Below are 21,005 nucleotides of genomic sequence, written 5' to 3'. Positions count from 1 at the left end.
TCGGCAAGCCGTCTTGTTCAATCTGTGAAGCCTTGAGGGGGCCGCCGGTGTCGGGACCACCCTCAAGCTGTGCTGCATCAGTGCTGGCGATTAACGTCGCTTGGCCATTTCATTGATGAAGCGATCGAACAGAGGCGCTACGTCGTTCGGGCCAGGGCTGGCTTCAGGGTGACCCTGGAAGCTGAAGGCGCTCTTGTCGGTCAGTTCGATGCCTTGCAGGGTGCCGTCGAACAGCGATTTGTGGATCGCGCGGACGTTGCCCGGCAGCGACGTTTCGTCTACCGCAAAACCGTGGTTCTGGCTGGTGATCATCACTACACCGCTGTCCAGATCCTGGACCGGGTGGTTCGCGCCGTGGTGGCCGTGGCCCATTTTCAGGGTCTTGGCGCCGGCGGCGAGGGCCAGCAATTGGTGACCGAGGCAGATGCCGAACACCGGAATTTCGGTTTTCAGTACATCCTTGATCGCCTGGATCGCGTAGTCGCAAGGCTCCGGATCACCCGGGCCGTTGGACAGGAACACGCCGTCCGGTTGCATCGCCAGCACATCAGCGGCTGGCGTCTGCGCCGGCACAACGGTGACGCGGCAACCGCGTTCGACCAGCATGCGCAGGATGTTCAGCTTGACGCCGTAGTCGTAGGCAACCACGTGGTACGGCAGCTCGGAGGCGTCGATGGTCGCGTGGCTGTCGGTTTTCAGGTCCCAGACAGTCGAGCGCCACTCGTACTTCTCTTTGGTGCTGACGACTTTCGCCAGGTCCATGCCTTTCAGGCCAGGGAAGCCTTGGGCTGCAGCGATCGCGGCTTCTTCGGAGATGTTGTCGCCGGCCATGATGCAGCCGTTCTGCGCGCCTTTCTCACGCAGGATGCGCGTCAGGCGACGGGTGTCGATACCGGCGATTGCCACAACGTTGTTGGCTTTCAGGTAATCGGACAGGGACATCGTGTTACGCCAGTTACTCGCAACCAGCGGCAGGTCACGAATGACCAGGCCAGCGGACCAGACGCGGTCGGACTCGGCATCTTCCGGCGTGGTGCCGGTGTTGCCGATGTGCGGATAAGTCAGGGTAACGATCTGTTGGGCGTAGGAAGGATCGGTAAGGATTTCCTGATAGCCGGTCATGGCGGTGTTGAACACCACCTCTCCAACGGTCTGACCGTCGGCTCCAATGGCTTCGCCGCGAAAAATGCTGCCATCAGCAAGGGCGAGTATGGCTGGCTTAGTCAAGAAGACCTCCCGTAAATAAAGCCTGAAAGGGCGATCGCAGGTTGTAAAAAAGCGGAGTGACGTATGGACACGTCACCCCGCTTCTTCACTGAATAATTCTGCGCGCTTTTAGTGGACACACTAAAGCTGTAGCTTACAGAAAAAGGCTTTTTCGGTCTACCGCCAATGAGCCTTAAAGGCCGGAGAATGCGACAGGGCGTCGCGTGGCGGGGTAAAACCGGGTTCAAACGCTGGGTTTGAACCCGATTTCGGGCGCATCTTAACGCAGGTCGAGCACGTCTTGCATGTCATAAAGGCCTGGCGCGCGGCCATCCAGCCACAGCGCTGCACGGACAGCACCCTTGGCGAATGTCATGCGGCTGGACGCTTTATGCGTGATCTCAAGTCGCTCGCCTTCGCAGGCAAACAGCACGGTGTGATCACCCACCACATCACCACCGCGAACGGTTGCGAAGCCGATGGTTTCACGCTCGCGAGCGCCGGTATGACCTTCGCGCTCGTAAACCGCAACCTTCTGCAGATCACGATCCAGCGCACTGGCGATCACCTCTCCCATGCGCAGCGCCGTGCCGGATGGCGCATCGATCTTGTGCCGATGATGCGCCTCGATGATTTCGATATCCGCCTCATCACCCAAGACCCGGGCCGCCATGTCGAGCAGCTTCAGCGAGAGGTTGACCCCAACACTGAAGTTAGCCGCGAACACGATTGGAATATCCTTGCACGCCTCGGCCAGCACCTGCTTCTGCGCAGCGTCCAGCCCGGTGGTGCCGATGACCATGGCTTTGCCCGCCTTACGACAGAACGCCAGATTTTTCAGCATCACTTCCGGCAGCGTGAAGTCGATCAACACATCGAACTCTTCAGCCACGGCTTCGACATGCCCGCACAGCGGCACACCGATCCGGCCCAGCGAAGCCAGCTCACCGGCATCGACGCCAATCAGCGTGCTGCCGGGGCGCACGATGGCTGCCGTCAGACCGGTCAGCGGCGCGCGTTGCTGCACCGCTTCAACGAGGATCTTGCCCATGCGCCCGGCAGCGCCCATCACCGCAATACGTCGCATGCTCACTCCTTACAAGTCGCCGAAGAAGCGCTTCACGCCTTCGAACCAACCGGTGGTTTTCGGCGAATGGCTGTTGTCGTCCGCCAGCGAACTGCGGAACTCCTCGAGCAATTCGCGCTGACGACGGCCCAGGTTGACCGGGGTTTCCACCGCCACCCGACACATCAAGTCACCAGCACCGCCGCCACGCACCGGCGCAACGCCTTTGCCGCGAACACGGAACTGCTTGCCGGTCTGCGTCCCTTCCGGGATTTTCAGTTTGACTCGACCATCAAGGGTCGGAATCTCCAGCTCGCCGCCCAACGCTGCATCGACGAAGCTGATCGGCACTTCACAGAACAAATGCTTGCCGTCGCGCTGGAAGATCGCGTGCTCGCGCACATTGATCACCACGTACAGGTCGCCAGTCGGCCCACCCTGAGCACCCGCCTCGCCTTCGCCGGACAGACGAATACGGTCACCGGTATCAACACCGGCCGGGACTTTCACGGAAAGGGTTTTGTACTCTTCGACACGACCTTCGCCGTGGCAGGAATCGCACGGGTCGGAAATGATCTTGCCTTGGCCATGGCAGCGCGGGCAGGTCTGCTGCACCGAGAAGAAACCTTGCTGCATGCGGACCTGGCCAATACCGCCGCAGGTCGGGCAGGTGATCGGCGCGGAGCCTTTCTTGGCGCCCGAACCGTCGCACGGCTTGCAGTTGACCAGCGTCGGAACGCGGATATTCACCGACGTGCCGCGCACCGCTTCTTCCAGATTCAGCTCCAGCGTGTAGCGCAAGTCGCTGCCGCGCTGAGCACCGCCACGGGAACCGCCGCGACCACCACCGAAGAAATCACTGAAGACATCACCAAAGATATCGGAGAAGTTCTGACCGCCAAAACCGGCACCGCCGCCGCCCATGCTCGGGTCGACACCGGCATGACCGTACTGGTCGTATGCCGCGCGCTTGCTGGAATCGGACAGTACTTCGTAGGCCTCGTTGGCCTCTTTGAACATCTCTTCCGACGCTTTGTCATCGGGATTACGATCCGGGTGATGCTTCATCGCCAGGCGGCGGTAGGCCTTCTTCAGGTCTGCTTCGCTTGAGCCACGCTCAACACCCAATACTTCGTAATAGTCACGCTTTGCCATAAGTCTTTGCACTCTTAAGGACGTTCGGCAAACCCCTCCTGAGCTCTGCCAAACTCGTTGAGCCCCAATACAGGCCCGGACCCAACTCACGTCAATTCAACGATCCTGGTCTTTGATTCGATGCGGTACTTGCTGCGCGAAAAGCAGGAGCATCCTCGGCCATACCGCCAACACGCGAGCGCTGTCGCATGCTGTAAAAATTCGCTAACTCCAGACACGCCAACGCGGGAGCAAGCTCCCGCGCGGCGACATCCTACCAGTCACCGCCAGAAGGCAGTCAACCGGGCGACCAACAACTTACTTCTGGTCTTTTACTTCTTCGAACTCAGCGTCGACAACGTCGTCAGCCTTCTCAGCCGATTCGCCCTGCGGTGCAGCGCCTTCAGCTGGCTGAGCCTGCTCGGCGTACATTTTCTGAGCGACTGGCGCGGAGACTTTCGACAGTTCTTCAACCTTGGCGTCGATTGCAGCTTTGTCGTCACCTTTGACGGCGGCTTCCAGAGCAACAACAGCAGCTTCGATTGCAGTCTTCTCTTCAGCGCTGACCTTGTCGCCAGCGTCCGAGACCATTTTGCGCGTCGAGTGAACCAGTGCATCACCCTGGTTACGGGCAGCGGCCAGTTCTTCGAACTTGCGGTCTTCGTCGGCGTTGGTTTCAGCATCGCGAATCATCTGCTGAATCTCTTCCTCGGACAGACCGGAGTTGGCCTTGATCACGATCGACTGAGTCTTGCCGGTGGCCTTGTCTTTGGCGCCTACGTGCAGAATGCCGTTGGCGTCGATGTCGAAGGTCACTTCAATTTGTGGCACACCACGTGGTGCTGGTGGAATCTCGGCCAGGTCGAACTTGCCCAAAGACTTGTTCTGCGCCGCTTGCTTACGCTCACCTTGCAGCACGTGAATGGTCACAGCGCCCTGGTTGTCGTCGGCAGTCGAGAACACTTGCGATTTCTTGGTAGGAATCGTGGTGTTTTTCTCGATCAGCGCGGTCATCACGCCACCCATGGTTTCGATACCCAGGGTCAGCGGGCTGACGTCCAGCAGCAGAACGTCTTTAACGTCGCCGGCCAATACTGCGCCCTGGATAGCAGCACCCATGGCAACGGCTTCGTCCGGGTTCACGTCTTTACGCGCTTCTTTACCGAAGAACTCGGTGACCAGCTTCTGAACCAATGGCATACGGGTCTGACCGCCAACCAGGATCACGTCGTTGATGGCGCCAACGTCGATACCGGAGTCTTTCAGAGCGATGCGGCATGGTTCAATAGTGCGTTGAACCAGGTCTTCTACCAGCGCTTCAAGCTTGGCGCGGGAGATTTTCACGTTCAAGTGCTTAGGACCGGTCGCGTCTGCAGTGATGTACGGGAGGTTGACGTCGGTCGAATTGCTCGAAGACAGTTCGATCTTGGCTTTTTCAGCGGCTTCTTTCAGGCGCTGCATCGCCAGCGGGTCACCTTTGAGGTTCATGCCGCTTTCTTTCTTGAATTCGTCAACGAGGTAGTCGATCAGACGAATGTCGAAGTCTTCACCGCCCAGGAACGTATCGCCGTTGGTGGCCAATACTTCGAACTGGTGCTCGCCATCAACTTCAGCGATTTCGATCACGGAAACGTCGAAAGTACCGCCGCCCAAGTCGTAAACGATCACGGTGTGATCGCCTTTCGCCTTGTCCATACCGTAAGCCAGAGCAGCTGCGGTTGGTTCGTTGATGATGCGTTTAACGTCCAGGCCCGCGATACGGCCGGCGTCTTTGGTCGCCTGACGCTGGCTGTCGTTGAAGTAGGCCGGAACGGTGATCACCGCCTCGGTCACTGGCTCGCCGAGGTAGTCTTCGGCGGTCTTCTTCATTTTCTTCAGGATTTCAGCCGAGATCTGTGGCGGCGACATTTTCTGGCCGTTCACTTCAACCCATGCGTCGCCGTTGTCAGCCTTGGCGATTTTGTACGGGACCATCTTGATGTCTTTCTGCACGACTTCTTCGTCGAACTTGCGACCGATCAGACGCTTCACCGCGTACAGGGTGTTATGCGGATTGGTCACAGCCTGACGCTTGGCCGACTGGCCAACGAGGATTTCGCCGTCGTTGGCATACGCGATGATCGACGGCGTAGTACGCGCGCCTTCAGCGTTTTCAATTACTTTAGCTACGCCGTTTTCCAGCACGGAGACGCAGGAGTTGGTAGTCCCCAGGTCGATACCGATAATTTTGCCCATGTTAACTCTCCCGAAACTTTTGGATTTGGTTGCCGCAGCAGTGGTGGCTAACTGCGGTAGCACTTAAACGCTTGACTTCTAAATGGGGGCCTTGCGGCTGATTTCAAGCCTGCTCATCAATAGAAGGCGAAACTGGCGCAGGCGCCTTGCTGACCACAACCATCGCCGGGCGCAGCAAGCGACCGTTCAGTTGGTAGCCTTTCTGGAACACCTTGAGCACGCTGTTCGGCTCGACATCGGCGCTTTCCTGCATGGCCATCGCCTGATGATGAACGGCGTTGAACGGTTCGCCATGCGGGTCAATGGCTTCCAGCTGATAACGCTTCAGGGTGTCCTGGAACATTTTCAGGGTCAGCTCGATGCCTTCGCGCATCGGGCGGATGCTATCGTCGTCCGGGTTGGACAACTCCAGACCACGCTCCAGGCTGTCGATGATCGGCAGCAAGTCGCCGGCAAATTTTTCCAGCGCGAATTTGTGCGCCTTTTCGACATCCTGCTCGGCGCGACGGCGGACGTTCTGCAGATCAGCTGCTACACGCAAAGCCTGATCCTGAGCGCCAGCCAATTGCTCCTCGAGCACTTGTACACGGGTCGCCAGCTCATCGCCCGAACCTTGGGCAGCCTGATCGGCGTCGAGATTTTGCGGATCCACTGTCTGTTCGTCAGCCATAGAATTTCTCCTTTCAATATCGTCCGCGAGCTCAACTCGCGCTTCTGTCCAGCTATATGGGGCCGCAAAATCGCGCTTCAAGGGGCGCGCAAGGTTTAACCCTACAAAAAAGCACAGCATTGTCATTCCCAAGCGTGCTAACGATTTCGTCGGATCAAGCAAATCGAGCTAAGCGAGGCCATTGTCAGCCCCGAATAAAACACTGTATAAATAACCAGACCTAAAGCCTGGGAGCGGCCTTTATGCTGGTTCACCTGTCTGTACACAACTACGCCATCGTCGAACATCTCGATCTCGAACTCGATCGCGGGATGAGCGTGATCACAGGGGAAACCGGCGCCGGCAAGTCGATCATGCTCGACGCGCTGGGCCTGACCCTCGGTGATCGCGCCGACAGCGGCGTGGTTCGCCCCGGCGCCGACAAGGCCGATATTCTTGCGACCTTCGACCTGGTCGACATTCCCGAAGCCAGTGCCTGGCTGGCCGAACGCGACCTCGAATGCGACGGCCCATGCATTCTGCGCCGGGTGATTACCGCCGAAGGTCGTTCGCGCGGCTACATCAACGGCACACCCTGCCCACTCGGCGACCTCAAGGCGTTGGGCGAGCTGGTAATCGATATCCACAGCCAGCACGAACACCAATCCCTGCTCAAAACCGATACCCACCGCCGCTTGCTCGACGAATATGCCGGTGCCACCGACCTCGCCCGCCAAGTGCAATTGGCCGCGCAGCGCTGGCGCCAGACCCGCCATGAGCTGGATCGCCTGTCCAACTCCGGCGACGAGCAGCGCGCCCGCCATCAATTGCTCAGCTATCAACTCGAAGAGCTGGAAAACCTCGGCCTCGGCGAAAACGAGCTGGAGCAACTGGAGCAGGAACACAAAAACCTGACCAACGCCGAGACCCTGCTGGGCATCTGCCGACAAGTGGTTGAGCAATGCAGCGAGAGTGATTCCGGCAATGTCTTGAATGCACTGACCGCAAGCCTCAATCGCTTGTCGAGCGTCAACAATTCGGTTGGCGCCTTGGGCGAGGCCAGCAGTTTGCTGACCAGTGCGCAGATTCAAGTCGAGGAAGCCGTCGGCGAACTGAACCGCTTCCTGGATAACTTCGACGCCGACCCGGCGCGCCTGCAATATCTGGAAGAACGCCTCGATGCGATCTACACCTTGGCGCGCAAACACCGGATCCAGCCGACCGAAGTCGCCGAGATGCAGCAAAAATTGCTGGATGAAATTGAAACGCTGAATGCCAATGACGAATCCATCGAACGTCTGGGCGAAGAGCTGGCCTCTTTCGCTCGCCATTATCAAGAGAAGGCACGCGACCTCAGCGACTTGCGCCATCAGGCCTCGGGCACTCTGGCCAGCGCCGTTGAGCAGGAAATCCAGCGTCTGGGCATGCCCGGCGGGCGCTTCACCATCGAACTGCGCCCTAATAGTAGTGACGAACTGCTGCCGAACGGGCTTGAGCAAGTCGAACTGCTGGTCAGCGCCAACCCTGGGCAGCCGATGAAAGCGCTGGCGAAAGTGGCGTCGGGCGGTGAGCTGTCGCGCATTAGCCTGGCGATCCAGGTCATCACCGCGCAGACATCGCGCGTGCCGACGCTGGTGTTCGACGAAGTGGACGTGGGCATCGGTGGTCCGACCGCCGAGATTGTCGGCCAGTTGCTACGCCGGCTCGGCGAGCGCGGCCAAGTGCTGACCGTCACGCACTTGCCTCAAGTGGCGGCGCAGGGTCACCAGCATCTGTTTGTGCATAAAGTGCGCGGTGCCGATGCGACACACACGGCGGTGTCGAAGTTGAGCAAGAATGATCGCGTAGAAGAAGTCGCGCGAATGCTCGGTGGGATCGATCTGACCAAAGAATCCCTGGCTCACGCGAAGAAAATGGTCATCACCGCAAAAATCTAAGCGCTGCGGAAATCTGAGCACTGCAGAAATCCAAGCACTGCAGAAATACAGGAACGGTAGAAAGCACGAAGGCGACCCTGGGGTCGCCTTCGCTCGTTTCGCGAACATCATGTCCGCGCGACATGCTTACTTTTTCTTGCGTACGTACAGTACGAGATTGTGATCCACCATCTCGAAACCGTACTTATCGACGATCGCCTTCTGAAGACGCTCGATTTCTTCGTCGAAGAATTCGATCACTTCACTGGTTTCGACGTTGACCATATGGTCGTGATGCTTGCCGTCGTCCAGTTCGAAGACTGCGTGACCGCCGTCGAAGTTGTGTCGCACCACAAGCCCAGCTGCCTCGAACTGAGTCAGTACACGGTAAACCGTGGCCAGACCGACGTCCTCACCAGCCTCCATCAGAGCCTTGTAGACATCCTCGGCACTCATGTGGCGCTGCTCGGCAGAATCGAGCATTTGCAGAATTTTGACCCGTGGCAGGGTCACTTTGAGGCCGGCTTTGCGTAGTTCGCTATTTTCAACCATGGTCAGCTTTCTCGCGATGCTGCTTCGCAGCTTCTCTTAATGCGGGTATGATCGGCGTTTACGTTGTCCCAGCCAAGATAGTGGAAGTCGCCCACCGATGCAAAACACCAAGCTCTTGCTAACCAGTTTCACCTTCGTGGGACTGCTCGCACTCGCCGGTTGTTCATTCCCCGGGGTTTACAAAATCGACATCCAGCAGGGCAATGTCGTCACGCAGGACATGATAGACCAGTTACGCCCGGGAATGACCCGTCGGCAAGTACGGTTTATCATGGGCAACCCTCTGCTGACCGACACGTTCCATGCCGATCGCTGGGATTACCTGTATAGCCTGCAACCGGGTGGTGGAGAACGCCAACAGGAACGCGTAAGCGTTATCTTTAACCCTAACGACCAACTCGTCAGCCTGTCGGGTGATTTCATGCCTGGCGTGAGCCGCGACGAAGCCATTCTCGGCAAGGAACCCGGCACTAACGTGACCGCTCCTGCAGAAAACGCCGAGAAGCCAGAAGCGGAAAAACCGGTGAAACCAGGTTCGTTGCTGGATCAGATTCAGAAGGACGTCGACGGTGTAGAAACCGTTCCAGTCCCGACTCCAGAACCGCTGGACACCACTCCGCAATAATTTGCGACGCAATAAAAAACCCGGCATGTCCGGGTTTTTTATTGTCTGCCGATCAGCGATTCACTGATTTCGCGCTTTAGTCTCGGCAGCCTTGGCCGCACGCAAGCGCCGGACTTCTTTCGGATCGGCGAGCAAAGGGCGGTAAATCTCGATGCGATCACCGGCCTGAACCACCCGCGTATCAGCATCGGCGATCACCTTGCCGAAAATCCCTACCGGACAAGTCGCCAGATCCAGCTCGGCGAACTCGGCACCGATGCCGGACGCCAGCAAAGCCGCCCGGACTGTCGAGCCTTCAGGCACCGCAGCACTGAGCAATGCCTGACGATCCGCGGCGGCATACACCACCTCAATCTCGATCACCGACTCAACCATGCATTTGCTTGGCACGCTGACAAAAGGCGTCGACCAGCGTGTTGGCAGCCTGATTGAACAACGGCCCCAACGTCGCACGGACAATCGGCCCGGCGTAATCGAACGACAGGTCGAGGCTGATTTTGCAGGCCTTCTCGCCCAATGGCTTGAACACCCACACACCATGCAACTGATTGAACGGGCCTTCCTCGAGATTCATCTCGATCGAACGCCCGGGCACCAGCGTATTACGCGTGACGAAATGCTGACTCAAGCCACCCTTGGCCACGCCCACGCTGGCGCGCATGTGCTCAGGGGAGCTTTCAAGGACTTCGGCCGCCGAGCACCACGGCAGAAATTCCGGGTAACGTGCCACGTCGTTGACCAGGTCATACAAGGCTTGCGCCGGATACGGCAGCAGGGCCGAGCGTTGAATGTGTGTCGTCATGTCAGCGTCACTTCCACAGCTGGGCGGCAAACACTACGAGAATGCCGATGGGCGCCACATAGCGCATCAAAAACAGGGACAGGGCAAACAGGATCGGGCTGCGGATCGACAATTCGTCGCGTACCGCTTCCCGCCCCATCACCCAGCCTGCAAACACCACGAAACACAAACCACCGAGTGGCAACATGATCCGCGAGGTGAAGAAATCGATCACTCCAAAGAAATCCAGGCCGCCGGCCGCGCCCCATTGGTAGAGATGGAACATCCCGCCTTCGTTCACGAAAAATTTCGCTTCCTTCCAGATATTGAAGGAAAACACCGTGCCCAGCCCGACGAACCAGCAGATGAACGCCAGCCAGAAAGTCACCCAGGCACGGCTGACTTTGGTCCGTTCAACCAGATACGCGACCATGGGTTCGAGCAGGGAAATTGCCGAACTCCACGCTGCAATCGCTACCAGCACGAAGAACACTACGCCCATCACCTGACCGAACGCCACGTTGCCGAAGGCAAATGGCAGGCTGACGAACATCAGGCCAGGGCCTTCGCTCGGGTTCAAACCGGCGGCGAACACAATCGGAAACAATGCCAGGCCGGCAACCAGCGACACGAAGGTATCGAGGATCGCCACGCCGACCACGGTGCCTGAGATCGACGAGTTCTTCGGCATATAGGCGCCGTAGATCATGATCGAGCCGACACCGACGCTGAGCGAGAAAAACGCGTGGCCCATCGCTGGCAGCAAGCCGTCGAGGACTTTTTCCGGGTGGAAGTCGAACATGAAATGCACGCCTTCCATGAAATGTCCGGTGGTCATGCTGTAACCCAGCAGCACCAGAACCATCACGAACAGCAGCGGCATCATGATCCGCAAGCTGCGTTCGAGCCCGGCCACCACGCCTTTGGCGATGACAATGGCCGACAGCAGCATAAAAATCGTGTGCCAAAGTGTCAGGCGCCAAGGATCGGCGATCACATTGCCGAAATACGCGCCGACCTGATCCGCCGTAACGCCCTGAAAGTCGCCACGGCCCATGTCGATGATGTAATCCAGCGACCAGCCGCCGACCACACTATAGAAAGACAGGATCAGCAACGCCGTGATCATCCCGGCAAATGCGCCCCACGACCACTTGCCCGAGTGCCCGGCCTCTTGCGCCAACACCTTCAGGGCATTCGCCGGACTTTGCCGCGCGCGGCGGCCAATCAGGGTTTCCGCCAGCATCACCGGCACGCCGATCAGCGCAATGCACGCCAGAAACATCAGCACAAAGGCGCCGCCACCATAGACGCCGACCATGTACGGGAATTTCCAGATGCTACCCAGGCCCACGGCCGAACCGGTCGCGGCGAGTATGAAGACCCAGCGGCTAGCCCAACTGCCGTGGACAGAAACCTTGTCTGTCGACATCGTTATCACGCCCAAGCGTTCAAAAAAGAGGCCGCATTGTCCGGGATTCAATCAACCTGCTCAAGCACGTAGCGATACCGTAGCCGACTTGCTTGCAACTCCCTATAATGCCGCCCCTATGGCTAAAACGAAGAAACACCCAACAGGGACCATCGCGCAGAATAAAAAGGCGCGACACGATTACTTCATCGAACACAAGTTCGAGGCTGGTCTGGTCCTGGCCGGCTGGGAAGTAAAAAGTCTGCGGGCAAGCAAGCTGCAACTGGTTGACAGTTATGTGCTGCTCAAGGATGGCGAAGCGTGGCTGCTTGGCAGTCACATCACGCCGCTGATGACTGCGAGCACGCACGTCATCGCTGATCCGACCCGCACCCGCAAACTGCTGCTCAACCGGCGCGAGCTGGAAAAGCTGGCCACTGCCGTACAGCAAAAGGGTTACGCCTGCGTATGCCTGTCCTGGTACTGGAGCAAGCACATGGTCAAGTGCGAAATTGCTTTGGGCAAAGGCAAGAAGGAATACGACAAGCGCGATACCGAACGCGAGCGCGATGCCGGCCGCGAACTGCAGCGCGCAGTGCGGAACAAGGGCAAGGAAGAGTAATCTTCCTGCCTGATCGTTCCCACGCAGAGCGTGGGAACGATCATGACTAAATCCCCTTGCGCCGCTCCGCCCGAGCCACGCGCTGTACTTCCTGACGCACTTCTTCCAGCACTTCCTGCACATACAAAATGTGACGGCTGGACACTTCTCGCGCCTGCTCCGCCCGCCCCTCGATAATCGCCAGGTACAACTCCCGGTGCTGACTGATCAGCATGTCGCGGGTTTCCGTGCGCTGTTTGTACATGCCGCCAATGTTGGTCACGACGTTGCGCTTCAACAGATCGAACAACCCACGAATGGTATGCAGCAGCACGGCGTTGTGGCTCGCCTCAGCAATCGCCAAATGAAATTTCGCGTCCGCCGCGCCCTCTTCCACCCGGCTCACTTCATCGTGACGCGTGTAGCAGTCCTGCAATTCGTTGAATGAAGCGGTCAGCCGCTCCCGATCGACATCAGTGGCGCGCATCGCCGCGTAATAAGCGCAGGACGCTTCCAGCGTATGGCGAAATTCCAACAGGTCGCGCTGAGCTTCGGGGTTGCTTTCCAGCAGATGCAGCAGCGGATCACTGAATGTCGAGCCGAGCGAATCCACCACATAATTGCCGCCGCCCTGGCGACTCACCAGCAAACCCTTGGCCGCCAGTTTTTGAATCGCTTCGCGCAACGACGGGCGTGACACGCCGAACTGCTCGGCCAGTGCGCGCTCGGCCGGCAAGCGCTCGCCGGACTTCAGCGTGCCCTCGAGAATCATCCCCTCGAGCCGCTCGACAATATCGTCAGACAAACGGCGCTGACGAATCTGATCAAACCCCATAACTCAATTCTCCACGATCCCGGCCGCTCGCCGGGCTCTCTATTCTGGCCTATCAGCGTTGTGACGGCACCTACCAGACGGCTTCTGACAAAACAGATCAGATGCCTTCTGCACCGCTTATTCGACAAAAGTTTTAGGGCGACAAATTGACACACCGCCCAGAAGGCTTTTACCCTAGCCAACAGCGATTGTAAATTGGTATTACCAATTAACCAAGAACGCTGACAGTGCCTGACCAACAACAATTAGGGGCCACCCCATATGCAAACCTGGCAACAGCTTTACAGCCCACTCGGCAGTCTCGGCGTGTCCGCGCTCGCGGCGGTTATTCCCATCGTATTCTTCTTCCTCGCGTTGGCCGTGTTCCGGCTCAAGGGCCATGTGGCCGGCAGCATCACGTTGGCGTTATCGATCGCCGTAGCGATCTTCGCGTTCCAGATGCCGGTCGACATGGCCTTCGCCGCCGCCGGGTATGGCTTCGCGTATGGCTTGTGGCCAATCGCCTGGATCATCGTCGCCGCGGTGTTCCTGTACAAACTGACGGTCAAGAGCGGCCAGTTCGAAGTGATCCGCAGCTCGGTGCTGTCGATCACCGACGACCAGCGTTTGCAGGTGTTGCTGATCGGTTTCTGCTTCGGCGCATTCCTTGAAGGTGCCGCCGGTTTCGGCGCGCCGGTTGCGATTACCGCCGCACTCCTTGTAGGACTCGGCTTCAATCCACTGTACGCCGCCGGCCTGTGCCTGATCGCCAACACCGCGCCCGTCGCTTTCGGCGCGCTGGGTATTCCGATCATTGTTGCCGGGCAAGTCACCGGCATCGACGCGTTCAAAATCGGCGCCATGACCGGGCGCCAACTGCCATTGCTGTCGCTGTTTGTGCCGTTCTGGCTGGTGTTCATGATGGATGGCCTGCGCGGCGTTCGCGAAACCTGGCCGGCCGCGCTGGTCGCCGGTTTGAGTTTTGCGATCACCCAATACTTCACCTCGAACTTCATCGGCCCGGAACTGCCGGACATCACCTCGGCCCTGGCCAGCCTGATCTCGCTGACGCTGTTCCTGAAAGTCTGGCAGCCAAAACGCGCCGCCGGCCAGCACATCGCCGGTGCCGTGTCCGCTTCGGTGGTGACTGCCAGCGCCGGTGGTTTCGGCCAGCCACGTTCGACCGTCGCCTCGCCTTACAGCTTTGTGGAAATTTTCAAAGCCTGGTCGCCATTCCTGATTCTCACCGTGCTGGTCACCATCTGGACGTTGAAACCATTCAAAGCGATGTTCGCCGCCGGCGGTTCGATGTACAGCTGGGTGTTCAACTTTGCCATCCCGCACCTCGACCAACTGGTGATCAAAGTCGCGCCAATCGTCACCGCGCCAACCGCCTTGCCGGCGGTGTTCAAACTTGATCCGATTTCGGCGACCGGCACGGCGATTTTCTTCTCGGCGCTGATCTCGATGCTGGTGCTGAAGATCAATTTCAAAACTGGTCTTACCACTTTGAAAGAGACCTTCTACGAACTGCGCTGGCCAATTCTGTCGATCGGCATGGTGCTGGCGTTTGCCTTCGTCACCAACTATTCGGGCATGTCCTCGACCATGGCGCTGGTATTGGCCGGCACCGGCGCAGCTTTCCCGTTCTTCTCGCCATTCCTCGGCTGGCTCGGCGTGTTCCTGACCGGTTCCGACACCTCGTCGAACGCGCTGTTCAGTTCGTTGCAAGCGACCACCGCGCACCAGATCGGCGTCAGTGATGTGTTGCTGGTGGCGGCTAACACCAGCGGCGGCGTCACCGGCAAGATGATCTCGCCACAATCGATCGCCGTGGCGTGCGCCGCGACCGGGCTGGTCGGCAAGGAGTCGGACCTGTTCCGTTTCACCCTCAAGCACAGCCTGTTTTTCGCCACCATCGTCGGCCTGATCACCTACGTCCAGGCCTACTGGCTGACCGGCATGCTGGTGCACTAAACCTACAAGCAACACGGAAAAAACCGACGGCGGACCACGATTCCGCCGTCAGCTATTCACCACCCGGTCTGTAAGGCTGCTGAAAGCTTGCCGCTCTATATTCAGCAGCCTCAACGGACGGATAACCGGGACCACCCGGAGACGCCTGATGAGCGAGCTTTTTTACAACGCCGTGCCGAACGCGACCCGCGTCGCCCCGCCACTGCCCGAGCCTCGGCAATACCCCAGCGAAAAACCGTCGCGGGTCTACCTGTTCGGGACATGCGTGGTGGATTTGTTCTACCCGGAAGCCGGGATGGACGCGATTCACCTGCTGGAACGCGAAGGCATTCGCGTCGAATACCCGCAAGGGCAAAGCTGCTGCGGGCAACCGGCGTACACCTCCGGTTACACCGAGCAGGCGCGGACCGTGGCGCGTTCGCAACTGGCGCTGTTTGCCGGGGATTTTCCGGTGGTGGTGCCGTCGGGTTCTTGCGCTGGCATGATGCGCGAGCACTACGCCGACTTGTTCAAAGATGAGCCGCAGACGTTGAAACAGGTCCAGGCGCTCGCCGCCCGAACCTATGAACTGGCCGAATTCCTGCTGTTTGTCTGCAAAGTGCAACTCAAGGACAGCGGCAAACCGGTGAAAGTCGCGCTGCACACCTCTTGCTCGGCACGCCGCGAGATGAACACGCACCTGCATGGCCGCGAATTATTGGCGCAGTTGGGCAACGTCGAACGGGTCGAGCACAGCCACGAAAGTGAATGCTGTGGCTTTGGTGGGACTTTCAGCGTCCGTATGCCAGACATTTCCGGAGCGATGGTGGCCGACAAGACCCGATCGCTGAAAGAATCCGGCGCGCATCAAGTGCTGAGTGCCGATTGCGGCTGTTTGATGAACATCAACGGCTCGCTGGAGAAACAGCAGGAAGCGTTGCGCGGCCAACATCTGGCCAGTTTCCTTTGGCAACGTACCGGCGGTGTCCGATGAACGCCTCGGTGATTATTCCTACGGTTGCCGTAGAAGAAGATTTCAGAACCAGGGCTCACGAGGCTTTGGCCGACATGCAATTGCGAAATAACTTTCGCACGGCGATGGATTCACTGATGACCAAACGGGCAGCGTCCTTCAGCGATGCCCATGAAAGAGAACATCTGCGAGCGCTGGGCAATACTGTTCGGGCCCGAGCGTTATCCAAGTTGCCCGATTTGCTCGAGCAGCTTGAACAGAACCTGACCCGCAACGGTGTGACAGTGCACTGGGCGGAAACGGTGGACGAAGCCAATGGCATCGTCTTGTCGATCATCCGCACTCACGAGGCGCGGCAAGTGATCAAGGGTAAATCGATGGTCAGTGAAGAAATGGAAATGAATCATTTCCTCGCTGATCAAGGCATTGAATGCCTGGAATCGGACATGGGCGAGTACATCGTCCAGCTCGACCACGAGAAGCCTTCACACATAATTATGCCGGCGATCCACAAGAACGCCGGTCAGGTCGCGTCCTTGTTCCACGACAAACTTGGCGTGGAATACACCAAGGACGTTGACCAACTCATTCAGATCGGTCGCAAAGTCTTGCGACAGAAATTCTTCGAAGCGGACATCGGCGTCTCCGGCGTCAACTTCGCCGTGGCCGAAACCGGCACTTTGCTGCTGGTCGAAAACGAAGGCAACGGCCGCATGACCACCACCGTGCCGCCGGTACACATCGCCGTTACCGGCATCGAAAAAGTCGTTGAAAACTTGCGCGACGTGGTGCCGCTGTTGTCGCTGCTGACCCGCTCGGCCCTTGGCCAACCCATCACTACTTACGTCAACATGATCTCCGGCCCGCGCAAGGAACATGAACTCGACGGTCCGCAAGAAGTGCATCTGGTGTTGCTCGACAACGGTCGCAGCCAGGCCTTCGCCGACAGCGAATTACGCCAGACCCTGAACTGCATACGCTGCGGCGCGTGCATGAATCATTGCCCGGTCTACACCCGAATCGGCGGCCACGCCTATGGCGAGGTTTACCCAGGACCGATCGGCAAAATCATCACACCGCACATGGTCGGCCTGGCGAAAGTCCCGGACCATCCGAGTGCATCGTCGCTGTGCGGCGCCTGCGGTGAAGTCTGCCCGGTAAAAATTCCTATCCCGGCATTGCTGCGGCGCCTGCGCGAAGAGAACGTCAAAGCCCCGGACTCACCGCACCAAGTCATGCGCGGCCAGGGCAGCAAGTACTCGCGCAAGGAGCGTTTTATCTGGAACGCCTGGGCCAGACTCAACAGTTCGCCGACGCTCTATCGCTGGTTCGCATTCTTCGCCACGCGCCTGCGCGCACTGGCGCCAGCCAACGTCGGGCCATGGACGCAAAACCACAGCGCGCCAAAACCCGCTGCCCGCTCGCTGCATGACATGGCCCGCGAGCACTTGGCCAAACAGGGAGATCGTTGATGAGCGCCAGGCAAAATATCCTCGGCAAATTGCGCAATAGTCTGACAGGCACGACACCCGTGCCTGACGAGTTCGACGTCGAACTGGTGACCGCGCCGTACACCTACACCCCGGAGCAACGCATCCCGCAACTGCGCAAACTGATGGAAGCGGTGCACACCGAAATCCATCTGACCACCGGCGAAGACTGGCCAGAGTTGCTCGCGCAATTACTGCACGACCGGCAGTTGCCGAGCCTGTTGATCGCACCGACTACAGCGCATGGGCAGCGCGTCACACAACACTGGTCGAACAATCCGCACCTGCCGACACTCAAATCCTACGACCGCCCGGTAGAAGCGTGGAAAGCCGAACTGTTTAACGACACCCCGGCCAGCCTCACCACTACGCTCGGAGCAATCGCCGCGACAGGTAGTCTGATTCTCTGGCCAACGCGGGAAGAACCGCGTTTGATGAGCCTGGTGCCGCCGGTGCATTTCGCTTTGCTGAAGGCCAGTGAAATCCGCGACAACTTCTATCAGGTGCAAGAGGAATTCGAGTGGGCCCAAGGCATGCCGACCAATGCCTTGCTGGTGTCCGGCCCGTCAAAAACCGCCGACATCGAGCAAGTGCTGGCCTACGGCGCCCACGGTCCGAAAGATTTGGTGGTGTTGATCCTGGAGGACCAATGACGTTACCGGCCGCTTTTCTGCGTGACGCGCAGCAACTGATTCCACAAGACCGGCGTTTCGATGATCCGTTATCGACGCTGGCGTTCGGCACTGACGCGAGTTTTTATCGGCTGATTCCGCAGTTGGTGATCCGCGTCGAATCCGAGGACGAAGTGGTCGCCCTGCTCAAACTGGCGCAACGCGATCAGGTGCCGGTGACTTTCCGCGCGGCCGGCACCAGCCTTTCCGGGCAGGCGATCAGCGATTCGGTGCTGATTGTGCTGGGGGATAACTGGAACGCGCGCGAGATTCGCGGCCAAGGCACGCAAATTCGCCTGCAACCGGGGGTGATTGGCGCTCAGGCCAATGCGTGGCTGGCGCCGTTCGGGCGCAAGATCGGCCCGGACCCGGCGTCGATCAACGCCTGCAAAATCGGTGGCATCGTCGCCAATAACGCCAGCGGAATGTGCTGTGGCACGGCGCAAAACACCTATCACACACTGGCCGGAATCCGCCTGGTATTGGCCGATGGCAGCCGCCTCGATACCGAAGACCCGGCCAGTGTCGCGGCGTTTCGCGAGAGTCATGCGCCGTTGCTGGAACGCTTGGCGACGTTGAGCCGCGAGACCCGCGCCAATGCCGAACTGGCCGCCAGAATTCGCCACAAATACCGTCTGAAAAATACCACCGGGTTGTCGCTGAATGCCTTGGTGGATTTCGACGAACCTGTGGATATCTTGAGCCACTTGCTGGTGGGCTCGGAAGGTACGCTGGGCTTCATCAGCGCGGTGACCTACGACACGGTGATCGACCACCCGCACAAAGCCTCGGCGCTGATCGTGTTTCCCGACGTGGAAACCTGCTGCAACGCGGTGACCGTACTGAAAAGCCAACCGGTCGCGGCTGTCGAATTGCTCGACCGCCGCAGCTTGCGCTCGGTGCAGGACAAACCCGGCATGCCTTCTTTCGTACAACAACTGTCGAATAATGCCTGCGCCTTGCTCATAGAATCCCGCGCCGCATCGTCCACTTTGCTCCACGAACAACTGGCGCAGATCATGGCGTCGCTGACTTCATTCCCGGTCGAGAAACAAGTCGACTTCACCGAAGATCCGCTGGAAAACGCCCGCCTCTGGGCGATCCGCAAAGACACCTTCCCCGCTGTCGGCGCCGTGCGTAAAACCGGCACTACGGTGATCATCGAAGACGTGACGTTCCCGGTCGAACAACTGGCAATCGGCGTCAATCGGCTGATCGCGTTGTTCGACAAACATTCCTACGACGAAGCGATCCTTTTCGGACACGCGCTGGAAGGAAATCTGCACTTTGTCTTCACCCAAGGCTTCAACAACCCGGAAGAAATCGCACGCTACCAGGCGTTCATGGACGACGTGGCGCAGTTGGTTGCCGTGGAATTTGGCGGCTCGCTGAAGGCAGAACACGGCACCGGTCGTAACATGGCGCCCTTCGTCGAACTGGAATGGGGTAGCGACGCCTATCAGTTGATGTGGCAACTCAAACGCCTGCTCGACCCGAACGGCATTCTCAATCCGGACGTGGTGCTCAGCGACGATCCGCAGATTCACCTCAAACATTTGAAGCCGCTACCCGCCGCCGACGAGATCGTCGACAAGTGCATCGAGTGCGGTTTTTGCGAGCCGGTGTGCCCGTCGAAAGGCCTGACCCTGAGCCCGCGCCAGCGCATTGTGATCTGGCGCGACATTCAGGCGAAGAAACGCGCCGGCGTCAGTACCACCGAACTCGAAGCCGCCTACGACTATCAAGGCATCGAAACCTGCGCCGCGACCGGTCTTTGCGCACAGCGCTGCCCTGTAGGAATCAATACCGGCGAGCTGGTGAAAAAGCTCCGCAGTCGTAAGGCAAAGCACACGAAAAGCGCCGACTGGATTGAAGGAAATTTCGCCAAGGCGCTGCAAGGTGCGCGCTTCACCCTGCACGTCGCCAACGGTGCGCGAATGATGCTCGGGGCGCCGCGTTTGGCCAAGCTCTCGGCAACGCTGACGCGGCTGTCCAAAGGTCAGGTGCCACAATGGACCAGCGCCATGCCGCAGCCGGAAAAAGCCATTCGCTTCAGCCCGACCGTGTCGGACCAACGCCCTCGCGTGGTGTACCTCGCGGCTTGTGTCTCGCGGGCAATGGGCCCGGCGGCAGGGGATAAAGAGCAGATGTCGTTGTACGACAAAACCCGTGGTCTGCTGGAAAAGGCCGGTTACCAAGTGATCTTCCCGGATAACCTCGACAGCCTCTGCTGCGGTCAGCCGTTCGCCTCCAAGGGCTACGCCGAGCAGGCCGAACACAAGCGTCAGGAGCTGATCGGCGCATTGCTGCATGCCAGTCGCGGCGGGCTCGATCCGATCTACTGCGACACCAGTCCTTGTACGTTAAGACTGGTTGAGGACTTGGGGGATGTGCGTCTCGATCTGTACGATCCCGTCCGTTTCATCCGTACGCACTTGATGGATCGACTGGATTTCACCCCGCAGGAAGCGCCGATTGCGGTGCACGTCACGTGCAGCACCCAGCACCTCGGCGAGAGCCAGGCGTTGATCGATCTGGCGCGAAAATGCAGCAACAACGTAGTGATTCCGGAAGGCATTCATTGCTGCGGATTTGCCGGCGACAAGGGTTTCACCACGCCGGAGTTGAACGCGCATTCGCTGCGCTCGCTCAAGGACGCGGTGCAGCATTGCAGCGAGGGACTGTCGACTAGCCGCACGTGTGAGATTGGTCTTACGCAACATGGCGGAATTGACTACCACGGGTTGGTCTATCTGGTGGACCGGGTGACGCACGCACGTTCAGTCTGATCAATTTCCACCTGCAAAAAGGGGCGAATCCGCCCCTTTTTAGTGCGTTCGTGAGTAAAAAACGCTTTCTTCATAACTTTATTTATGAAAAGCGAATTCCTGAACACGCCTGTAGTCATTTGTATAAGCCCGTTAA

General features: G+C 58.8%; 18 protein-coding genes. 8 read left to right on the top strand and 10 right to left on the bottom strand.

Annotation, left to right across the window (positions count from 1 at the left end; all coding sequences use genetic code 11):
- Positions 1-90: 90 nt before the first annotated feature.
- From carA to grpE, 5 genes are all read right to left on the bottom strand, one after another.
- Positions 91-1,227, bottom strand: a complete 1,137-nt coding sequence (gene carA / locus FBY12_RS07420) for a glutamine-hydrolyzing carbamoyl-phosphate synthase small subunit (protein ID WP_121731727.1) — start codon at positions 1,225-1,227, stop codon at positions 91-93.
- Positions 1,228-1,486: 259 nt separating this feature from the next.
- The gene (dapB, locus tag FBY12_RS07415; protein WP_145252489.1) at positions 1,487-2,293 is read right to left on the bottom strand and encodes a 4-hydroxy-tetrahydrodipicolinate reductase; all 807 of its coding nucleotides are present in this window, start codon (positions 2,291-2,293) and stop codon (positions 1,487-1,489) included.
- Between the two features lie 9 nt (positions 2,294-2,302).
- Positions 2,303-3,427 carry a molecular chaperone DnaJ gene (gene dnaJ, locus FBY12_RS07410; protein WP_101209835.1) on the bottom strand — a complete coding sequence of 375 codons (1,125 nt, stop codon included), beginning with the start codon at positions 3,425-3,427 and terminating at the stop codon, positions 2,303-2,305.
- A gap of 297 nt (positions 3,428-3,724) precedes the next feature.
- On the bottom strand, positions 3,725-5,641 hold the full coding sequence (gene dnaK, locus FBY12_RS07405; protein ID WP_092273515.1) for a molecular chaperone DnaK: 1,917 nt from the start codon (positions 5,639-5,641) through the stop codon (positions 3,725-3,727).
- Between the two features lie 103 nt (positions 5,642-5,744).
- Positions 5,745-6,311, bottom strand: a complete 567-nt coding sequence (grpE, locus tag FBY12_RS07400) for a nucleotide exchange factor GrpE (RefSeq protein ID WP_145252488.1) — start codon at positions 6,309-6,311, stop codon at positions 5,745-5,747.
- A 242-nt stretch (positions 6,312-6,553) separates the two neighbouring features.
- Between grpE and recN the strand changes: the two genes are divergently transcribed.
- Entirely contained in the window at positions 6,554-8,227 is a 1,674-nt protein-coding gene (recN, locus tag FBY12_RS07395; protein WP_145252487.1) for a DNA repair protein RecN, read from the top strand.
- A 126-nt stretch (positions 8,228-8,353) separates the two neighbouring features.
- On the opposite strand, the gene fur is transcribed toward recN, so the two are convergent.
- Positions 8,354-8,758 carry a ferric iron uptake transcriptional regulator gene (gene fur / locus FBY12_RS07390; protein ID WP_003197684.1) on the bottom strand — a complete coding sequence of 135 codons (405 nt, stop codon included), beginning with the start codon at positions 8,756-8,758 and terminating at the stop codon, positions 8,354-8,356.
- 97 nt (positions 8,759-8,855) lie between these two features.
- On the opposite strand from fur, the gene FBY12_RS07385 reads away from it, so the two are divergent.
- Complete coding sequence (locus tag FBY12_RS07385; protein WP_145252486.1) at positions 8,856-9,383, top strand: outer membrane protein assembly factor BamE; 528 nt, start codon at positions 8,856-8,858, stop codon at positions 9,381-9,383.
- A 60-nt stretch (positions 9,384-9,443) separates the two neighbouring features.
- Here FBY12_RS07385 and FBY12_RS07380 read toward each other — a convergent pair whose 3' ends face one another.
- Genes FBY12_RS07380 through FBY12_RS07370 form a run of 3 tightly spaced genes read right to left on the bottom strand, consistent with a single transcriptional unit; the run spans position 9,444 to position 11,596 of the window.
- Positions 9,444-9,758: an RnfH family protein gene (locus FBY12_RS07380; RefSeq protein ID WP_145252485.1), complete on the bottom strand. Its 315-nt coding sequence runs from the start codon at positions 9,756-9,758 to the stop codon at positions 9,444-9,446.
- Positions 9,751-10,185 carry a type II toxin-antitoxin system RatA family toxin gene (locus FBY12_RS07375; protein ID WP_121731731.1) on the bottom strand — a complete coding sequence of 145 codons (435 nt, stop codon included), beginning with the start codon at positions 10,183-10,185 and terminating at the stop codon, positions 9,751-9,753. The genes FBY12_RS07380 and FBY12_RS07375 overlap by 8 nt, the downstream gene beginning before the upstream one ends.
- A gap of 7 nt (positions 10,186-10,192) precedes the next feature.
- Complete coding sequence (locus tag FBY12_RS07370) at positions 10,193-11,596, bottom strand: sodium-dependent transporter (RefSeq protein ID WP_121731732.1); 1,404 nt, start codon at positions 11,594-11,596, stop codon at positions 10,193-10,195.
- 118 nt (positions 11,597-11,714) lie between these two features.
- On the opposite strand from FBY12_RS07370, the gene smpB reads away from it, so the two are divergent.
- A complete protein-coding gene (gene smpB / locus FBY12_RS07365; protein ID WP_092273532.1) occupies positions 11,715-12,197 on the top strand; it encodes an SsrA-binding protein SmpB in 483 nt (160 codons plus the stop codon).
- A 46-nt stretch (positions 12,198-12,243) separates the two neighbouring features.
- Here the strand turns inward: smpB and FBY12_RS07360 are convergent, their stop codons facing one another.
- Complete coding sequence (locus FBY12_RS07360) at positions 12,244-13,011, bottom strand: GntR family transcriptional regulator (RefSeq protein ID WP_092273535.1); 768 nt, start codon at positions 13,009-13,011, stop codon at positions 12,244-12,246.
- 261 nt (positions 13,012-13,272) lie between these two features.
- Here FBY12_RS07360 and FBY12_RS07355 point away from each other — a divergent pair, with 261 nt between their 5' ends.
- The 5 genes from FBY12_RS07355 (at position 13,273) to FBY12_RS07335 (ending at position 20,869) form a co-directional block, all read left to right on the top strand.
- Positions 13,273-14,967, top strand: a complete 1,695-nt coding sequence (locus FBY12_RS07355; RefSeq protein ID WP_145252484.1) for a lactate permease LctP family transporter — start codon at positions 13,273-13,275, stop codon at positions 14,965-14,967.
- Positions 14,968-15,115: 148 nt separating this feature from the next.
- Positions 15,116-15,940: a (Fe-S)-binding protein gene (locus FBY12_RS07350; RefSeq protein WP_145252483.1), complete on the top strand. Its 825-nt coding sequence runs from the start codon at positions 15,116-15,118 to the stop codon at positions 15,938-15,940.
- Positions 15,937-17,391, top strand: coding sequence for a LutB/LldF family L-lactate oxidation iron-sulfur protein (locus FBY12_RS07345; protein WP_145252482.1), 1,455 nt, complete (start codon positions 15,937-15,939; stop codon positions 17,389-17,391). Before FBY12_RS07350 ends, FBY12_RS07345 begins: the two co-directional genes overlap by 4 nt.
- A complete protein-coding gene (locus tag FBY12_RS07340) occupies positions 17,391-18,062 on the top strand; it encodes a lactate utilization protein (protein ID WP_101209841.1) in 672 nt (223 codons plus the stop codon). Before FBY12_RS07345 ends, FBY12_RS07340 begins: the two co-directional genes overlap by 1 nt.
- Complete coding sequence (locus FBY12_RS07335) at positions 18,059-20,869, top strand: FAD-binding and (Fe-S)-binding domain-containing protein (RefSeq protein WP_145252481.1); 2,811 nt, start codon at positions 18,059-18,061, stop codon at positions 20,867-20,869. The genes FBY12_RS07340 and FBY12_RS07335 overlap by 4 nt, the downstream gene beginning before the upstream one ends.
- Positions 20,870-21,005 lie beyond the last annotated feature (136 nt).

The organism is Pseudomonas sp. SJZ131, assembly GCF_007828705.1.
GTDB lineage: Bacteria > Pseudomonadota > Gammaproteobacteria > Pseudomonadales > Pseudomonadaceae > Aquipseudomonas > Aquipseudomonas prosekii.
Note: the sequence above shows the minus strand (reverse complement) of the source record. Positions and strands in the feature narration are given on the sequence as shown.